The sequence below is a fragment of the Bradyrhizobium sp. KZN70725 genome (genome assembly GCF_055264925.1).
In genome coordinates this window covers 75,449-91,652 of record NZ_JBUYWT010000034.1, presented here as the reverse complement: position 1 = coordinate 91,652, position 16,204 = coordinate 75,449, and the positions used below count along the sequence as shown (strand labels likewise).

The window sequence follows — 16,204 nt, the reverse complement described above, 5'->3', positions numbered from 1 at the left end:
CTCGCCCGTTCGATTGTCGCCGCCGCGCACGCACCATCTCCGAATCTCGTCGGAGCCAATGAATCATGATCCTCGGTCGGCGGCGACCGCCTTTTTTCAACAGCCTGCTAGACCATAAGGCGCCGGGGCACCCACCTTGAACCCGCGACTTGCCAGACGCAAAGCTCCTGCAAGAACCTTGGCCGAAAGCTCCCGGCTGAACTCTGCCGCCATGACCCTCTTGATATTCTTAACTATGCTCGAAAGGAGACTGCCGTCGTTGTCGAATTGCTCGGCGCAATAGGCAACCTTGACGCCGGCCCTTCGACATATGAACTCGTAGTGCGCGCTCTCATCAACGTCCTGAAAGCGCCCCCATCGACTGACGTCAAATACCAGCAAATGACCAAACTCAATTCGACCGGACTGAACATCGTCAATCAGTTCGGTCAAGCCAGTTCGATTCTCGATCTTCAGGCCGCTTTCGCCCTCATCGCGATAGGTGCGCACGATCGTGAGTTTATGAAGCTCGGCGTAGGCCGCGATAACCACCGCCTGATTTTCGATAGAGTATTTCTGGTAGTCGGTGGACATGCGGACATATTGTGCCGCTTGATGCATCTTTTGCGGCTGAGGCAGCCGGTCCTTGTGTACAATGAGAGCTTGCACCATAAGGCTGCTCCCGCGCATAGGCGATAAAACCGTGGGCTTCTCTCTGCGCAAAAACAATAGCAAAGCGCAGCAGCCCTCGTCAGTGTGATTGAGGATGCTAATCACGTGAGAGGCAGTTTACCTGACATATCGGCCCTAAGCCGCAGCCCGCTCGCCTTCCGCCTCTTTTAGTGGAATCACAGCTTTTTTTTTACGGACGACCCAACCATCCGCGTCGCGCATTGACCGCTTCGCGCGCTCCGGCGGGATCGTGCGGCTTCCGGCGCTTGGCTCGCGGCATTGGTAATGGGCGCGCGGAGGCTTCCGCGCGATCGTGGTTGCGGACCGATGTCCGTCGGTCAGGTGATGAATTGCCTCAACCGGCCCCGATGGCTTGGAGCCAGGCGGCGCTCAACACCGGCCTCGCCGTGGGCTCAGGATCGCGACTCCGGTGAAAATGCGGGGTGCAGTAGCTCGAGCCCGACCGGCACGGATGGCCGCAGAAGGTCATTGTCTCGTCGTCGCTATCCCCGCCATAGGGATAGCGGCAGTCTCCGGGCTTGAGGTCGAGCAGCGAAAGATGCCGCGGCACAACCGCTGCGCAACGAAGTTGCGGCATCTCCACCGTTTCAGTGAAGATCTTTGGCCCGCGAAGCAGATCCGGCGTCAGTTCAGTGTGCCCTTCACGCAGCCGCCCGATCCTTGGGAGCTCCGGCAGGGACGGTTTGGGCGGATCGAGGTGCCCCGGCAGGGACGGCTCGGGCCTTTCGAGGCCCGCCAACCCTATGCGCTGCGCTCGGCTGAGCGCCGCGTTGCGCGTATAGGCCGTATTGAAGGTAGCGTTGATCGTGTCCGCGATTTCCGAATAGGACAAGCCGCGGGCGCGGAGATCCTGCAGGGCTGCCGAATGCTCCGGCAGCCAGTTCATCATTTCCATTCCAAATTCCCATTTCTGTCATTCCGCCAGCGCCTTGCACATCTTCCGCTATTCCGAAGAAAAGAGTCAGACTTGTTTCTGATAATCGTAACGGCTATAGTGTCTTCGGGTTTGGGAAAGGATGAAACATGCTGGACGCGGCACTGATCGAACGGGCACTGGAAAAGACCGGGAAGAGCAAAGGCGGGCTTGCCCGCGCGATGGGGGTTCGGGCCGGGGCGGTCTCCGAAATCCTGTCGGGAATAAGGTTGATCAAGGCATCCGAGATTGCCCCGATCATGGAGTATTTGGAGCTGAATTCGGTGCCGATCGTGGGCCGGGTCGGCGCCGGCGCCTCGATCCAGCCGGAGCTTGAGCAGGTCCCGCCGGAGGGTCTCGGCGAAATCGAGCTTCCGTTCCCGATGACGGAGGAGACCGTCGCTTTCGAGGTCTCAGGCGATTCGATGCTGCCGAAATACGAGAACGGCGACGTCATCGTGGTGTATCGCGAGCAGCGCTATCCGCTGTCGAGCTTCTACGGAGAGGAAGCTGCGGTCCGGCTGAAGAGCGGCGAGCGGTATCTGAAGACGATCGAACGCGGCAGTTCGTCCGGCACCGTCAACCTCAAGAGCTTTAATGCCAAGCCGATCAACGGCGTAAAGCTCGAATGGATCGGCGAAATCTGTGTCACCCTGCCCCGCGGCCAGATCGAAAGGCTGCGCGGCAAGTCGGCGGCGAAGGGTCGCAAATCTGCCCGGACGCAGGGCGGGCGATCGTCCGAGAAGTAACCGCGCTGCTTCAGGGACCGGCCGGACCGATTCGGACGCCTTCGGACCGAATCGGTCCGGCCATGCGTGCCTGAATTTCGGTTTTCAACAATTCACCCTTGACATACTTCCGATTATCGGAAATAATGCGCAGTAACAGTCAGAACATCGAACGATCAGGCAATGCAGTATTTCGTCGTGATGATCGACTATGGCCGCCGTGGCCGCGAGGCGATCGTCGATCCCGGAATGACACGACGCGACGTCGTCTCACGAATCGCCTCGGGCGAATATACGAACATCAGCTTCATTCACGAGATTGCCGAGCGTTCGGTCGAGGATGTCACGGACGACCTGCTGGCCGAGGCCGCCCTGCCGGAGCTCGCCGTGACCGGCGCGAACCTGCAAGCCAATACGCTGGATTACACCCGCGACCTGCGCAAACACGAACCGGTCTGACACCGCTCACGGGTTGATTGCGAAAACGTGATCTTTCTTGAGCCGGCCACTTGGCCGAAACCCGAAACGGACTAGATAGGGTTCACGCAAAGTCTATTCGGACCAGGCGCGGGTTCCCTTTAGACTAGCGATTCGTTTCTCGGGCCGGCAAATTTCAGCTTCAGATGACTTCGACAACAAACGCCGAGATCGCGAAAGCCGATGGCGATCTCAGGATCGCGCTGCTGCTTGGCATCGCAAACTGGTTTCTGTTTCTGGACCATATTCCGCACAACGTTGTCGGCGCGCTGACCATGCGCAACTTCGGTTTCAGCGGCGCAACCGACCTTTTTGTATTCGTGGGCGGCTACGCAGTGACGCTCATCTACGCCAGGATGACGCTGGAACGCGGATTCCTGGTGGCCGCAACCCGCATCTTCAAGCGCGTATGGCAGCTCTATGCCGCCTATATCGTTCTGTTCGTGATCTATGTCGAGTTGATCAGCTATGTCGCCACCCGGACCGCGGCGCCCGAGATCATCAGCGAGTTCAACATCACGGGCTTCATCGATCACCCGATCCGGACCTTGATCTACGGCCTGTTCCTGCAGGCCAAGCCGCTCAATCTCGACGTGCTGCAACTCACCATTGCCTTGATGGCGTTCCAGCCCGTCATCGTGTTCGGGCTGTTGTACGTGCCGAACGCGACGGTCGTCGCGTCCGTGACCCTCTACGCGGCCGGCCGGCTGCTCAACTGGAACCTGTCGTCATATCCCTATGGCGACTGGTACCTCAATCCGTTCTGCTGGCAATTGCTGTTCGTGATGGGCGGCTGGCTCGCGCTGATCGGCGCGCGATATGCGCCCGCGATCCGCGCGATGCAGGCGGCTCCCGCGCTGCGCGCCATGGCGTTGCTGTATCTGCTGTTCGCCCTGACAATTGTCTCGATCAGCGATATCCCGGCACTCGCGCAAATGATGCCGAGTGGGCTGAGCGATGTGCTGCTGCCAAACGACCGGGAGGAGATCGCGCCGCATCGCATCCTGCACTTCCTGGTCCTGACATTCCTGTTCAGCTGGCTGGTGCCGCGCGATTGGGAATACCTGCGATCTCCCGCCTTGCAGCCGATCATCAAGTGCGGCGAGGAATGGCTGGCCGTGTTCTGTGCAGGCGTCTTCCTCTCATTCGCTGCGCACCTGATCTTGATTACGGGCCCATACTCACTGGCAAGGCAGGTCGCGGTCAGCATCGCCGGCATCGCGGCGATGACGGCCGTCGCCTACTACGTCTCGTGGTCGAAGCAGCAGGACGGCAAGTCGGCGGTCGCTCATTCCTGATGCCTGCGGTTTAGTCGATCGCCAGCGACCGCCGCAGCCGCGCCTCACTATCGCGCAACATGGCGGTATCGGCCCGCCTCCCCGACTATTTCCTGCGCGACGCCAGGATCTTCTCGGCGGCGCGCAGATGCGGCTTGTCCAGCATCTTGCCGTCCATCCTGGCGACCCCCGATGGATTATTGGCGAACGCGGCGATCACCCGCTCCGACCATGCGATTTCCTCATCCGTCGGCATGAAGGCCGCATTGACGACGTCGACATGCTTGGGGTGGATCACGGCCTTGGCGAGGAAGCCATCCTGGCGTGCGGCGACCGCCTCGGCCTTCAAAGCATCGAGATCGTTGATGTCGGTTGCGATGGTGTCGATCGCGACGACGCCGGCGGCGGCCGCGCCGATCAGGCAGAGATCGCGCGCCAGGATGAAGGGCGAGTGATAGCGGCCATCGCTGCGATTGCGCGTTGCCCCGAGCGAGGCTGCGAGATCCTCCGCGCCCCACATCATGCCCCATAGCCGCGGGCTCATGTTCTCGAAATCGAGGATTTTCAGCACCGCCCGCGCCGTCTCGGTCGCGACCGTCACGATCCGCGTGGTGCCCTGCGCGATGTCAGAGGCGGCCTCGAATGCGTCGAGATAGAGCGCGAGCCGGTTGACGTCGGCGGCACCGGCGCATTTCGGCAGCACGATTCCATCGGGTTTGCCGGGCATCACGGCGGCGAGATCGCCGAGCGTCAGATCGGTGTCGAGCGCGTTGACGCGGATATAAAGCTTCTGCTCCGGATTGCGCGCATCGAGCATCTGGCGCGTGATGCCCCGCGCAACCACCTTCTGGTCCGGCGCGATGGAATCCTCGAGGTCGAGGATCAGCGCATCGGCTGCGGTCTTCTTCGCGCTTTCATATTTCCGGGTGCTGTCGCCGGGAACGAACAGGAACGATCGCATCGCTTACGCCTTCGGCTTGCAGTGCATCAGGCCGGTCCGGCGGCAGCTCGCCACCACCTCGCCGCGCTGGTTGGTCATGGTGTGCTCGAACTCGACGATGCCCTGGGTCGGCCGCGACTTGCTGGCGCGCTTGCCGATGATCCTGGTGTGCGCCTTCAGCGTATCGCCATGGAACACCGGCTTCGGGAACTTGACGTCGGTCATGCCGAGATTGCCGACGGTCGTTCCCAGCGTCGTATCGTACACGCTCATGCCGATCATGATGCCGAGCGTATAGAGGCTGTTGAACAGCCGCTGGCCGAACTCGGTCTTCTCGGAGAAATGCGCGTCGATATGCAATGGCTGCGGGTTCATGGTCAGGAGGCTGAACATGGTGTTGTCCATCTCGGTCACGGTGCGGCTGAACTCGTGATGGAATTCCTGTCCGATCTCGAACTCCTCGAAATACAATCCAGCCATTTAGCGTCCCTTGTAGTTGGGCGCCCGCTTCTCGACGAACGCATTCAGCCCTTCCTGGCAATCTTCCGTCGATGCGACCACAACGAAACTTTCCGCCGTGTTCTCCACCGAGCGGCGGAAATCGGCATCGACCGCACGCATGAAGGCGTCGCGGCCGATCTTCATCACGATCGGCGATTTCGCCGCGAGCTTGCGTGCGATCTCGCGCGCGCGGGCGAGCGCGGTGCCCTTCGGCACCACCTCGCTGAGCAGGCCCATGCGAAAGGCGGTCGCGGCATCGAAGGGCTCGCCAAGGAACAGCGGGCCGAATGCCTGGTGCTTACCGACCAGCCGCGGCAACTGCACGAAATGGATCGCCGGGATCAGGCCGACATCGATCTCGGGATAGCCGAAGGTCGAGCCGTCGCCCGCGACGATCATGTCGCAGGAGATCGCGATCGTCATGCCGGCGCGCACCGCGCCATCGATCGCCGCAATCGTCGGCTTGCCCATGCGGTACTGCGTATCGTTCAGCGCGAAATACAGCCGCTCGAGGAACGTCTTGGTCTCGATCGCGGGCTTGCCCCTGACGATGTCGAGATCGAGGCCGGCGCAAAACACCTTGTGAGCGCTGCTGATGATGACGGCACGCACCGCGTCGTCGTCGCGCGCTTTCGCCAGCGCCGCCAGCAGCGCGTCGATCAGGGGAATGCTGAGTGCGTTGACCGGCGCGCGATCCAGCACGATCTCCGCAATCTGGTCGGTGACCGAGTAACGAACGAGGTCGGTGCTCATGATGTATTGCCTCCCGTTAGCTCTTGGTCTGCCGCACCGCGCCCGAGAGCAGCAGGCCATCGATCTCGGCGGAACCGAAGCCGGCCTCCGTCAGCACGGCGCGGCTATCCTGCCCGACGTCAGGCGCGGGGCAAAGGTGATCCTCGGACAGGCTCGCGATCCCCGGCGTGCGTGGCGTGTAGACCGCGCCGACGCCGGGTGTGTCCTGGCGCACCGATGCCCTGGTCGCCTCGACATGGACATTGCGCAGCCATTCGCCGGGATCGAGGATCCGCTCGGCGATGATATCGGCCGCATGCAGCCGGGTCAGCCAGGCATCCGTCGCCTGGGTCAGGAACACCTCGCGCAATTGCGGGATCAGCGCGTCGGCCGCGTCGGCGCGCCGGGCGAAGTCGGCAAAACGCGGATCGGCGGCGAGATCCTCACGGCCGATCGCACCGCACAGCCGCTTGTATTGCGGCTCGTTCACCAGGGTGACCATCATCCAGCCGTCCCGGGTCTGGTAGGTGCCGGCCGGAACGTTCAGCGCGCGCGGCGCGCCGCCCTCGAGGATGAACTCCGCCACCTTGTGGCCGAGCAGCGCCGACGTCGACTGGCAGAGATTGACGTCGATCCAGCGCCCGGTGCCGACGGTCGCACGCGCGAATAGCGTCGTGGCGATGGCCTGGAACGCATAGACGCCGGTGACGACGTCGGAAATCGTGGTGCCGACCCGATGCGGCACGCCATCGGCGCCGAGATTGACCGAGACCAGCCCCGAGAACGCCTGCGCCACCGAATCCGAGCCGGGCCGCTTGGCGTACGGGCCGCTCTGCCCGAAGCCGCTGACCGACAGATAGACCAGGGCGGGATTGTCGCGCGACAGGCCCTCGTAGCCGAGCCCGAGCCGCTCCGCGACGCCGGGACGAAATCCTTCGATGAGCACGTCGGCCTCGCGCGACAGCCGCTGCGCGATCGCGATCCCGTCCTTGTGCTTCATGTCGAGGCACAGGCTGCGCTTGCCGCGGTTGTAGACCGCCGACAGCGTTGTGTGATTGCCGTAGGTCGTGCCGAGATAGCGCGACCAGTCGCCCTCCGGCGGTTCGACCTTGATGACGTCGGCGCCGTAGACACCGAGCAGCATCGCGCAATAGGGCGAGGCAATCCCCTGCCCGAAATCGAGTACCTTCAGCCCACGATACGGCGCTTCATGCGTCGGCGTCAGCTTGCCCGCCATTTGTCCTCCCATCGCTGTCGAAGAGCCCTGTCCTTTGGGCATGATCCCCGCGCAACCGCTGCGCGCTTGTCGCGAGGGAAAACCGCTGCGCGCTTTTCCCGGATCATGCCCTACAGCGCCAGATAGCGCTGCCGGATGTTATCGTTGGCCTTCAGCTCTTCGATCGAGGATGTGTAGACGATCTGTCCCTTGTCGATAACCGTCGCGTGGCTCGCAAGGCCAAGGCAAAAATGCATGTTCTGCTCGGCGATCAATACTGTGGCACCGGTGCCGCGGAGTTGCCGCAGCAGTTCGCCGATGCGCTGCACGATGATCGGAGCCAGCCCCTCGCTCGGCTCATCCAGCAGCAGCAGCACGGGATTGCCCATCAGCGTGCGGGCGATCGCCAGCATCTGCTGCTCGCCGCCGGACAGCCTTCCGGCGATCCGGTGTCGCAACGGCTCGAGCAGCGGGAACACGTCATAGACACGGCGGATCGACCACTCGTCCTCGCCATCGGGCCCCTTCTTCTGGCCGATGACGAGATTGTCCTCGACGGTATGCTCGGGAAAGATCTGGCGGTCTTCCGGCACGAAGCCGAGCCCGGCGCGCGCGATGTGATGCGGCCGCATTCCTGAGACCACCTGGCCGCGCAGGGTCACCTTGCCGCGGCGCGCCGACGCCAGCCCCATGATGGCCTTCATGGTGGTCGACTTGCCGGCGCCGTTGCGGCCGAGCAGCGCCATGGTCTCGCCCTGCCGCACCGACAGGCCGACGCCGAACAGGATCTGGCTGGTGCCATAATAGACGTCGAGATCCTCGACCTGCACCACCGGCTGCGCGCTCATGCCACCGCTCCCGCGTGGTCGTCGCTGCCGAGATAAGCCTCGATCACGGCATCGTTCCTGCGGATCGCGTCCGGCGTTCCGGTCGCCAGGATCCGGCCATAGCACAGCACGACGATTTGGGGCGCGATCTTGAATACGATGTCCATGTCGTGCTCGATGAACACGACGGTGATCTTCTGCTTCTCCCAGAGCTCACGCACCTTGTCGATCATGCGCCAGCGCTCCTCGGTACCCATGCCCGCGGTCGGCTCGTCGAGCAGCAGCACCTTGGGCTCGAGCACCAGCGCGAGCGCGATGTCGAGCAGCTTCTGATCGCCGTGCGACAGTGTCGCCGCGGTCCGGTTGCGCTTGCCGGCGAGGCCAAGCAGCTCCATCGTATGCTCGGCGCGGTCGCGCGTTTCGGCCAGCGGAAACCGGCGATGCATCACGCCGGCGCGGCGCTGATCGGCACAGACGGCAGCCAGCATCGTCTCCTCCACCGTCAGCGACGGGAAGATGCTCGCGACCTGGAAGGCGCGGCCGATGCCATGGCGCACGATCTCCGGCGGGGCCTTGCCCGCCATGTCGACGCCGTTGAGTAAAATCTGCCCAGCGTCCGGCCGCAGCGCGCCCGTGATCAGGTTGAAAAATGTGCTCTTGCCGGCGCCGTTGGGACCGATCACGGCGGTGAGCGAACCGTCAGCGAAGTCGAACGAGACGTTGTCGGTCGCCTTGACGCCGCCAAAGGATTTCGAGAGTCCGCGAATCTCCAGCATGGCTAGCCACTCGCCTCCCGCAGACCGCCATAGGTGCTCCACGATGTGCCGGCAAGCCAGCCGCAATCGACCGGCACGTTGGCGCCGGTCATCGCGGAGGCCGCATCGGAGGCCAGGAATGCGACGACGCGGCCGATCTCCGAGGGGTCGACGAGGCGGCGAAGTGCTGCATTGGCAGCCAGCGCCGAGACATCTCGCTCTCCGCGATCGATGGCATTCTTTAACGCCGGCGTCAGCGTATAGCCGGGGGATACGGCATTGACGCGGATGCCGGACGGCCCCCATTCGGCCGCGAGGCATTCGGTGATGGCAATCACCGCCGCCTTGGCGGGCGCATAGGCATGCAACGGCATCGAGCGCATGCCGGCAATCGAGGCGATGTTGACGATGCTGCCGCGCTTGCGCGCGATCATCTGCCGCGCAAAGGCAACGCAGGCGACATAGGTGCCGCGCTGGTCGACACGCACGACGTCGTCCCAGGAGGTCATCGGCAGCTCGTGCGGCCGGGCCGGCACCTGGATGATGCCGGCGCTGTTGACCAGCACCGCGACCGGGCCGCAGTCGCGCTCGATCGCGGCCGCACAGGCCTCGATGCTGCGCTCGTCCGCCACGTCGGCCGCAAACGCCTTGCCACCAACTTCCGCCGCAACCGTCTGCGCCTTGGCGAGATCGCGGTCGAGAACGGCGACGAGATCGCCGGCTGCTGCGAGCTCACGCACGCACGCCGCGCCGATGCCGCTGGCGCCGCCGGTAACGACGTTGATCCGCGTCTGTGCACTCATGGCGCGCGCTCCCCGGCCTCTCCGCGACGCTGCGCGAACCATTCGACGACAAAGTCCATCAAGCCCTTTCGCAGGCCAATGGCAAAGAACAGGATCACGATGCCGAGCACGATGCCGTGATACTCGGTCAGGCGGGTAACGGTATCGTTGAGGATCAGCAGCAGCACCGTGCCGACCATCGGTCCGAGGAAGGTTGTCACGCCGCCGAGCATGTTGATGAAGATGCCCTCGCCCGAGATCGTCCAATAGGCGAACTCGGGATAGGCGCCGGAGACGAACAGCGCCATGATGATGCCGCCGGTCGCGGCGAACAGCGCGGCGAGCACAAAGATCGTCAGCTTGGCGCGCCAGACATCGATGCCGATGAAGCTCGCCCGCGTGGCGTTGTCGCGGATCATGCGCAGCGTGTAGCCGAACGGCGATTGCGCGATCTGCCGCATGAGCAGCAGGCCGATCACCAGAAGGGCACAGCTCGTGATGTAGAGATGCAGATGATTCGACAGATCGATGCCGAGAAACGGCGGCCTCGGGATCCCGCCGCGCAGGCCCTGGTCGCCGCCGGTCAACGATTGCCACGACAGGATGGTTGAGTGAATCAGCATCTGAAATGCCAGCGTGACGAACGCGAAGTAGATCTCCTTCAGCCGCACGCAGATCGCGCCGATGACGACGGCGACGACCAGGGTCATCGCCAGCGTGGCGACGAAGGCTACCGGGATCGGCACGCCGGTCTTCTGCATCATCAGCCCGAAACCATAGGCACCGAGGCCGAAGAACATGCCGTGGCCGAACGAGATCAGTCCGGTGTAGCCGACCAGAAGATTGAGCGACGTCGCGAACAATCCGTAGGCGGCGCAGCGGATCACGAAGTCGAGCAGCTGCTTGCTGCCAAAGATGAACGGCAGCAGCGCGAGCAGGACAAAGGCCGCGAGCGCGATCAGCACATCGCGGTATCGCTGCGGCCTGGCGTCGATCCGGGCAACATCGAGGGGCTGCGTGCCCTGCCCGGCCTGCAATTCGGTCATGCGACCTCCTTGCCGAACAGCCCGCTCGGACGCGACACCAGCACGATCACCATGAACAGATACATCAAGCCCTCGGTGAACAGCGGGAAGCCGAGCGATCCGAACGAGCGGATCAAGCCGATCAAAAGCGCGCCGATCAACGCGCCGAGGATCGAGCCCATGCCGCCGATCACGGTGACGATGAAGGACTCGATCAGCACCGAGAACCCCATGCCCGGTGTCAGCGAGCGCACCGGCGCGGCAAGCGCTCCCGCCAGTCCCGCCAGCATGCCGCCGAGCGCGAATACGCCGCCATAGATCAGCCCGGTATTGATACCGAGCGCCGAGACCATTCCGGGATTATGCGCAGCCGCACGGATCACCTTGCCGATCCTGGAGCGCGCCAGCCCCAGGCCGAGAACAACGGCCGCGGCGAGCGCCACCCCGATCAAGAGCAGATAGTACGGCGGCACCACGCCGCCGGCGATGAACAGCGGCGGCACCTGGAATGCAGCCGGCATGCCCATCGACTTGAACTCAGGCCCCCAGATCATGCGGACCACATCGTCGAAGATCAGCACGAAGGCGTAGCAGACCAGGAGCTGCATCAAGACGTCGCGGCCGTAGACCCGGCTCATGAACACACGCTCGAAGATCAGGCCGAGGATCGCGGTCCCGACGGCGCCGCTCAGCATCGCCAGCGCGAAGCTGCCGGTGAGCTGATAGGCCGTCATCGCGAAATAGGCGCCGAACATATAGAAGGCGCCGTGGCTGAAATTAACCACCTTGAGCACGCCGAAGATCAGCGTCAGCCCAACGGCGACAAGGAACAGCAGCATGCCGATGATCAGGCCGCTGGTGGTTTGCGTCACCAGGCAGGCAGGGCTGGCGAGGCAACTGGCGAGCGCGTCGAGGTCCACGGAAAATCATCCATCACGGCGGGCCGCAACGTCGGCGCGCGACAAACATCAGATGCGAGGCGAAGGCAGCAGATTGCCGCCTCCGCCCGACATGCGGATCAGGTGTAGCCCTTGCTCTTCTTCCACTCGGCTTCGAGCTCGAAGATGGTCTTCCAGTCTCCGGCCTTCACGTCAGGCACGTAGGGCTCCTGCGGGATCGTGGTGCCCCAGCCGATGGCGTAACCGACCAGCGTGTGGTCGTCGGCGCGCATGGTGACGGTGCCGTCGGCGCCGAACGGGCACTTGATGGTGAGCCCGGTGAGCGCTTCCGCGACCTTCTTGCCGTCGGTCGAGTTCGCCTTCTTGACGGCCTCGTTGAGGAACATGACCGCCGTCGCGTTCTGCCACGACCAGTTGGTCGGATACTCGTTGTACTTGGCCTTGTAGGCATCGCCCCAGGCCGCATTTTCGGGCGTCGGCGGGAATGTCTTGATATAGCGATCGCCGGAGTGGATGCCCTTGGGCAGGTTCTTCACCACCGTGAGCGCGGTGTAGTCGGCCATGTTGACCGCGAACACCTCCATCTGGGTGAACATCGCGTAGATGTTGGCCTGGTCGATGTAGGAGGTGAGATCGCCGCCCCACAGGCACGAATAAAGCGCCTGCGGCTTGGCCTGCAGGATCTTGGTCACCACCTCGGTGTAGTCGGGCTGGAACAGCTTTGGCCAGGACTCGCTGATGATCTCGACGTCGGGCGCGAACTTCTTCAGGTACAGCACGAACTCGCCGGTGGTGTCGCGGCCATAGGCGTAGTCGGGCGAACAGGTCGCCCATTTCTTCAGGCCCTTGGCCTTGGCGATCCCTGCCGCGTAGCTGGCGCCGACGATCGAATCATGAATGCCCTGCCGCACACAACGGAAGGCGTTCGGGATGTGCTGCTTGGGATCGGCGGTCAGCGATGACGCTTCCGAGCAGGTGTGGATGCACAGCACGCCGAGATCGCGCGCCACTTCGTGAACCGCGAACGATCCCGAGGACGCTTCGCCGTCGAGCAGAATCTCGCAGCCGTCGGTGTTGACGAGCTCGCGCGCGATGCGCGCGGCCTCCTGCGGCTGTCCCTTGGAGTCGCGGATCACCATCTCGATCTGCCGCCCGGCAAGGCCGCCGGCGGCATTGACCTTCTCGACCTCCAGCAGCACTGCGTTGCGCGAGGACGTTCCGAGTTGCGCGACGCGGCCCGACAGAATGGTCGGCATGCCGATCTTGATCGTCTTGGCCTGTGCGCGCGCCACCCATGGCGCGGCAAAGCTCACCGCACCGGCGCCCATCAGCGCAAGCGTCGAGCGCCGGGTGATGCCCGGTTTCCGGGTCCTCTTCATCATTCCCCTCCCTGTCGGGTTCGCGTTCCTAAAATCCCTGCCGGAGATCGTTCCGTCTCCATGACCACGATGTTTTCAGAGCAAGGGGGGTGACGTCAAGCCAAAGATGAATTACGACTCATAATTCATCTAGGGAGAAAACGGCGCCGGAATCGGCTCCGTGGGCCGCAAATGATCAACCTTTCCAGCTTCATCGCATTTCATGCCCGGCGGACTCCGGACCGCTGTGCGCTGAAATATCGCGGCGAGAACGTCTCCTACGCCGACTTTGATCTGCGGATCCGACAGGTCGGCGGCTGGCTCGCGGCGCGCGGGATCGCGCCCGGCGACGTCGTCGCCGTGCTGATGAAGAACAGCACGGCCTTTCTCGAGCTGGTGTTCGCGACCAGCCATATCGGCGCGGTGTTCCTGCCGATCAACTATCGCCTCTCGGCCGATGAGGTCGGCTACATCGTCGGCAATTCCGGCGCGCGCCTCCTCGTCGCCGACGAGGAATTTGCCGCGATCGCCGCCGGCGGCGCGCCGGTCGCGCTGCTCGATGAGGTCGCGCAGTCCAGCGTCACCAACCTTGCGCCCGACATCGCGCCGGCGCCGATCCATGTGCGCCGGCCGCGCGACCTGATGCGGCTGATGTACACCTCGGGCACGACGGATCGTCCCAAGGGAGTGATGCTCAGTTACGAGAACATCTACTGGAAGTCCGCCGACCAGACCCTGGTGCTCGGGCTCAATGCCGACACGCGGCTGCTCGTCGTCGGCCCGCTCTATCACGTCGGCGCGCTCGACCTGCCCGGCATCGCGGTGCTCTGGCATGGTGGCATGCTGTGCATTCACCGCACCTTCGAGCCCGAACCCGCACTCGCCGCGATCGAGCGGGAGAAGCTGAACGCGGCATGGTTCGCGCCGGTCATGACCACGGCCCTCCTCACCCATCCGAACCGCGAGCGCTACGACGTCTCCAGCCTGCAATGGGCGATCGGCGGCGGCGAGAAGACGCCGGAAGTCCGCATCCGCGCCTTCTCGGACTATTTCAAGAACGCGCGCTACATCGATGCCTACGGCCTCACCGAAAGCTGCGGCGGCGATACCTTCATGGACGCGGGCCGCGAGATCGAGAAGATCGGTTCGACCGGCCGCGCCATCGCCCATGTCGAGATCGAGATCCGCGACGATGCCGGCAAGCGCCTGCCGGCCGGCCAGAACGGCGAGATCTGCCTGCGCGGCCCGAAGGTCACACAGGGCTACTGGAAGGATCCCGAGAAGACCGCATCCGCGTTCTTCGGCGACTGGTTCCGTACCGGCGATGTCGGCTATCTCGACGACGACGGCTTCCTGTATCTGACCGATCGCAAGAAGGACATTATCATCTCCGGCGGCGAGAACATCGCCTCCTCCGAGGTCGAGCGCGTCATCTACGAAATGCCTGAAGTGCGCGAGGTCGCGGTGATCGGCCTGCCGGACCCGCGCTGGGGCGAGAAGCCGGTCGCGATCGTGGTGCTGGCCGACGACGCCAAGCTCGACCTGCCCAGTCTCACCGACCACTGCCGGACACGGCTCGCCGGTTTCAAGGTGCCGCGGCAGCTCGTCATCCGCGACAGCCTGCCGCGCAATCCATCCGGCAAGGTGCTCAAACGCGTGCTCCGTGCCGAACTCGAGGCCACCGCATGACGCAAGCGACATCCGCCAAAGTGACAAAACTTAACCGGGTCGAGCGCAACGCCTGGACCAAGCAGAAGATCTTCGACGCCGCGACCAAGGTCGTCGGCAAATACGGCTATGCCGAAGCCTCGGTCGCGCGCATCACGGAAGCTGCCGGCGTCGCGCAGGGCACCTTCTACAATCATTTCGAGAACCGCCAGGAGCTGCTCGACCAGCTGCTGCCGAAGATCGGCCTCGACATGGTCCGCTTCATCCATGCGCGCACCGGCACCGCAAGCGAGGCCCGGCAGGAGGTCGAGCGCTTCAGCGCCTTCTTCGATTTCATCCGCGAGGTGCCGGAATTCCTGCGCATCCTCAACGAGGCCGAATTCTTCGCGCCGATCGGCTACCAGAAGCATTTTGACAACATCTCGAGCGCGTATGTGCGGATCCTGCAACGCGCGCGGGCTGCGGGCGCGACCAACGCGTTCAGCGACGAGGAATTCGAGGCCATCGTCCAGGTGCTGATGGGCGCGCGCGGTTATCTCAGCCGCCGCTATTCCTATTCCGAGCGCGGCGTCACCGCGGTGCCCGACTATGTGATCACGGCCTATCAAAAGCTGGTCACCCGCGGCCTGTTCACCACCAGCGACAAGGGAAGAAAGTCATGAGCGCTGAGGGCACCATCCTCGTCACCGGCGGCAGCCGCGGCATCGGCGCGGCGACCGCGACACTGCTCGCCGATCAGGGGCATCGCGTCGTCATCGTCGACATCGCGCCCGAGCCGCTGGTTGGAACAGCCGCCGTGCTGTGGCCGGCGCCGTTCGACGTCGCGAGCGAGAGCGCCGTTGTCGCAGGCATTGCCGATATCGAGACCGCGCATGGTCCGATCACCGGCCTCGTCAACGCCGCCGGCGTCTTCGGCAAGATGCACACGATCGAACGGGTGCGGATGGAGCAATGGGACCGCGAGGTCAATATCGACCTGCGCGGCACCTTCCTGGTCGCGCGCAGCGTCGGCATCGCCATGGCGAAGCGTCGGCATGGCGCGATCGTCAACGTCGCCTCGGTGGCCGGCATGACGTCGGGCCCGATCCACGCCTATACCGCGGCGAAGGCCGGCGTCATCCAGATCACGCAGACGCTCGCCGCCGAATGGGGCCGTTCCGGCGTCCGCGTCAACGCAGTGTCGCCCGGCTTCACCCGCACGGCAGCGCTCGAGGCCGGCATCGCATCGGGCGCCCTGAACAAGGACCTGCTGGCGCGGCCGACCGCGCTGAACCGGCTGGTCGAGCCGATCGAAGTGGCGCAGGCGATCGCATGGCTGCTCTCGCCGCAGAGCAGCGGCATCACCGGCATCAACCTGCCGGTCGATGCCGGCTACATCGCAGGCACCACCTGGGCCGCCTATGGCGGCCTGCCGGAAGCCCCACGCAGCTAAGG

General features: G+C 63.9%; 17 protein-coding genes and 1 pseudogene. 6 read left to right on the top strand and 12 right to left on the bottom strand.

Annotation, left to right across the window (positions count from 1 at the left end; translation table 11 throughout):
- Positions 1 to 108: 108 nt before the first annotated feature.
- Both ACZBJS_RS27745 and ACZBJS_RS27740 read right to left on the bottom strand, forming a co-directional pair.
- Positions 109 to 651, bottom strand: a pseudogene (locus ACZBJS_RS27745) (recombinase family protein); the annotation flags it as partial.
- A gap of 355 nt (positions 652 to 1,006) precedes the next feature.
- A complete protein-coding gene (locus ACZBJS_RS27740; RefSeq protein WP_463439531.1) occupies positions 1,007 to 1,567 on the bottom strand; it encodes a GcrA family cell cycle regulator in 561 nt (186 codons plus the stop codon).
- Positions 1,568 to 1,695: 128 nt separating this feature from the next.
- Here ACZBJS_RS27740 and ACZBJS_RS27735 point away from each other — a divergent pair, with 128 nt between their 5' ends.
- From ACZBJS_RS27735 to ACZBJS_RS27725, 3 genes are all read left to right on the top strand, one after another.
- On the top strand, positions 1,696 to 2,334 hold the full coding sequence (locus ACZBJS_RS27735; protein ID WP_016847350.1) for a LexA family transcriptional regulator: 639 nt from the start codon (positions 1,696 to 1,698) through the stop codon (positions 2,332 to 2,334).
- A 162-nt stretch (positions 2,335 to 2,496) separates the two neighbouring features.
- Complete coding sequence (locus tag ACZBJS_RS27730; protein WP_463439530.1) at positions 2,497 to 2,772, top strand: hypothetical protein; 276 nt, start codon at positions 2,497 to 2,499, stop codon at positions 2,770 to 2,772.
- A 164-nt stretch (positions 2,773 to 2,936) separates the two neighbouring features.
- Positions 2,937 to 4,088 (top strand): OpgC domain-containing protein, encoded by a 1,152-nt coding sequence (locus tag ACZBJS_RS27725; RefSeq protein WP_316397576.1) that lies wholly within the window; start codon positions 2,937 to 2,939, stop codon positions 4,086 to 4,088.
- An 85-nt stretch (positions 4,089 to 4,173) separates the two neighbouring features.
- Here the strand turns inward: ACZBJS_RS27725 and ACZBJS_RS27720 are convergent, their stop codons facing one another.
- From ACZBJS_RS27720 to ACZBJS_RS27675, 10 genes are all read right to left on the bottom strand, one after another.
- Positions 4,174 to 5,028, bottom strand: coding sequence for an HpcH/HpaI aldolase/citrate lyase family protein (locus tag ACZBJS_RS27720; RefSeq protein ID WP_253625954.1), 855 nt, complete (start codon positions 5,026 to 5,028; stop codon positions 4,174 to 4,176).
- Positions 5,029 to 5,031: 3 nt separating this feature from the next.
- The gene (locus tag ACZBJS_RS27715; protein ID WP_016847346.1) at positions 5,032 to 5,487 is read right to left on the bottom strand and encodes a MaoC family dehydratase; all 456 of its coding nucleotides are present in this window, start codon (positions 5,485 to 5,487) and stop codon (positions 5,032 to 5,034) included.
- Complete coding sequence (locus ACZBJS_RS27710; RefSeq protein WP_463439529.1) at positions 5,488 to 6,261, bottom strand: enoyl-CoA hydratase/isomerase family protein; 774 nt, start codon at positions 6,259 to 6,261, stop codon at positions 5,488 to 5,490.
- 16 nt (positions 6,262 to 6,277) lie between these two features.
- The gene (locus ACZBJS_RS27705) at positions 6,278 to 7,477 is read right to left on the bottom strand and encodes a CaiB/BaiF CoA transferase family protein (RefSeq protein ID WP_076834110.1); all 1,200 of its coding nucleotides are present in this window, start codon (positions 7,475 to 7,477) and stop codon (positions 6,278 to 6,280) included.
- Between the two features lie 110 nt (positions 7,478 to 7,587).
- Positions 7,588 to 8,304, bottom strand: coding sequence for an ABC transporter ATP-binding protein (locus tag ACZBJS_RS27700; protein WP_463439528.1), 717 nt, complete (start codon positions 8,302 to 8,304; stop codon positions 7,588 to 7,590).
- Positions 8,301 to 9,059: an ABC transporter ATP-binding protein gene (locus tag ACZBJS_RS27695; RefSeq protein ID WP_463439527.1), complete on the bottom strand. Its 759-nt coding sequence runs from the start codon at positions 9,057 to 9,059 to the stop codon at positions 8,301 to 8,303. Before ACZBJS_RS27695 ends, ACZBJS_RS27700 begins: the two co-directional genes overlap by 4 nt.
- Positions 9,060 to 9,061: 2 nt before the next feature.
- A complete protein-coding gene (locus tag ACZBJS_RS27690; protein ID WP_463439526.1) occupies positions 9,062 to 9,841 on the bottom strand; it encodes an SDR family NAD(P)-dependent oxidoreductase in 780 nt (259 codons plus the stop codon).
- Positions 9,838 to 10,866, bottom strand: coding sequence for a branched-chain amino acid ABC transporter permease (locus tag ACZBJS_RS27685; RefSeq protein WP_168856040.1), 1,029 nt, complete (start codon positions 10,864 to 10,866; stop codon positions 9,838 to 9,840). The genes ACZBJS_RS27690 and ACZBJS_RS27685 overlap by 4 nt, the downstream gene beginning before the upstream one ends.
- Positions 10,863 to 11,765, bottom strand: a complete 903-nt coding sequence (locus ACZBJS_RS27680; RefSeq protein WP_463439525.1) for a branched-chain amino acid ABC transporter permease — start codon at positions 11,763 to 11,765, stop codon at positions 10,863 to 10,865. The genes ACZBJS_RS27685 and ACZBJS_RS27680 overlap by 4 nt, the downstream gene beginning before the upstream one ends.
- A 98-nt stretch (positions 11,766 to 11,863) precedes the next feature.
- On the bottom strand, positions 11,864 to 13,123 hold the full coding sequence (locus tag ACZBJS_RS27675; protein WP_463439524.1) for an ABC transporter substrate-binding protein: 1,260 nt from the start codon (positions 13,121 to 13,123) through the stop codon (positions 11,864 to 11,866).
- Between the two features lie 171 nt (positions 13,124 to 13,294).
- On the opposite strand from ACZBJS_RS27675, the gene ACZBJS_RS27670 reads away from it, so the two are divergent.
- Genes ACZBJS_RS27670 through ACZBJS_RS27660 form a run of 3 tightly spaced genes read left to right on the top strand, consistent with a single transcriptional unit; the run spans position 13,295 to position 16,202 of the window.
- Positions 13,295 to 14,791 (top strand): AMP-binding protein, encoded by a 1,497-nt coding sequence (locus ACZBJS_RS27670; protein ID WP_463439523.1) that lies wholly within the window; start codon positions 13,295 to 13,297, stop codon positions 14,789 to 14,791.
- Positions 14,788 to 15,432 (top strand): TetR/AcrR family transcriptional regulator, encoded by a 645-nt coding sequence (locus ACZBJS_RS27665; RefSeq protein WP_075968242.1) that lies wholly within the window; start codon positions 14,788 to 14,790, stop codon positions 15,430 to 15,432. Before ACZBJS_RS27670 ends, ACZBJS_RS27665 begins: the two co-directional genes overlap by 4 nt.
- The gene (locus tag ACZBJS_RS27660) at positions 15,429 to 16,202 is read left to right on the top strand and encodes an SDR family NAD(P)-dependent oxidoreductase (protein WP_076834122.1); all 774 of its coding nucleotides are present in this window, start codon (positions 15,429 to 15,431) and stop codon (positions 16,200 to 16,202) included. Before ACZBJS_RS27665 ends, ACZBJS_RS27660 begins: the two co-directional genes overlap by 4 nt.
- Positions 16,203 to 16,204: the final 2 nt, after the last annotated feature.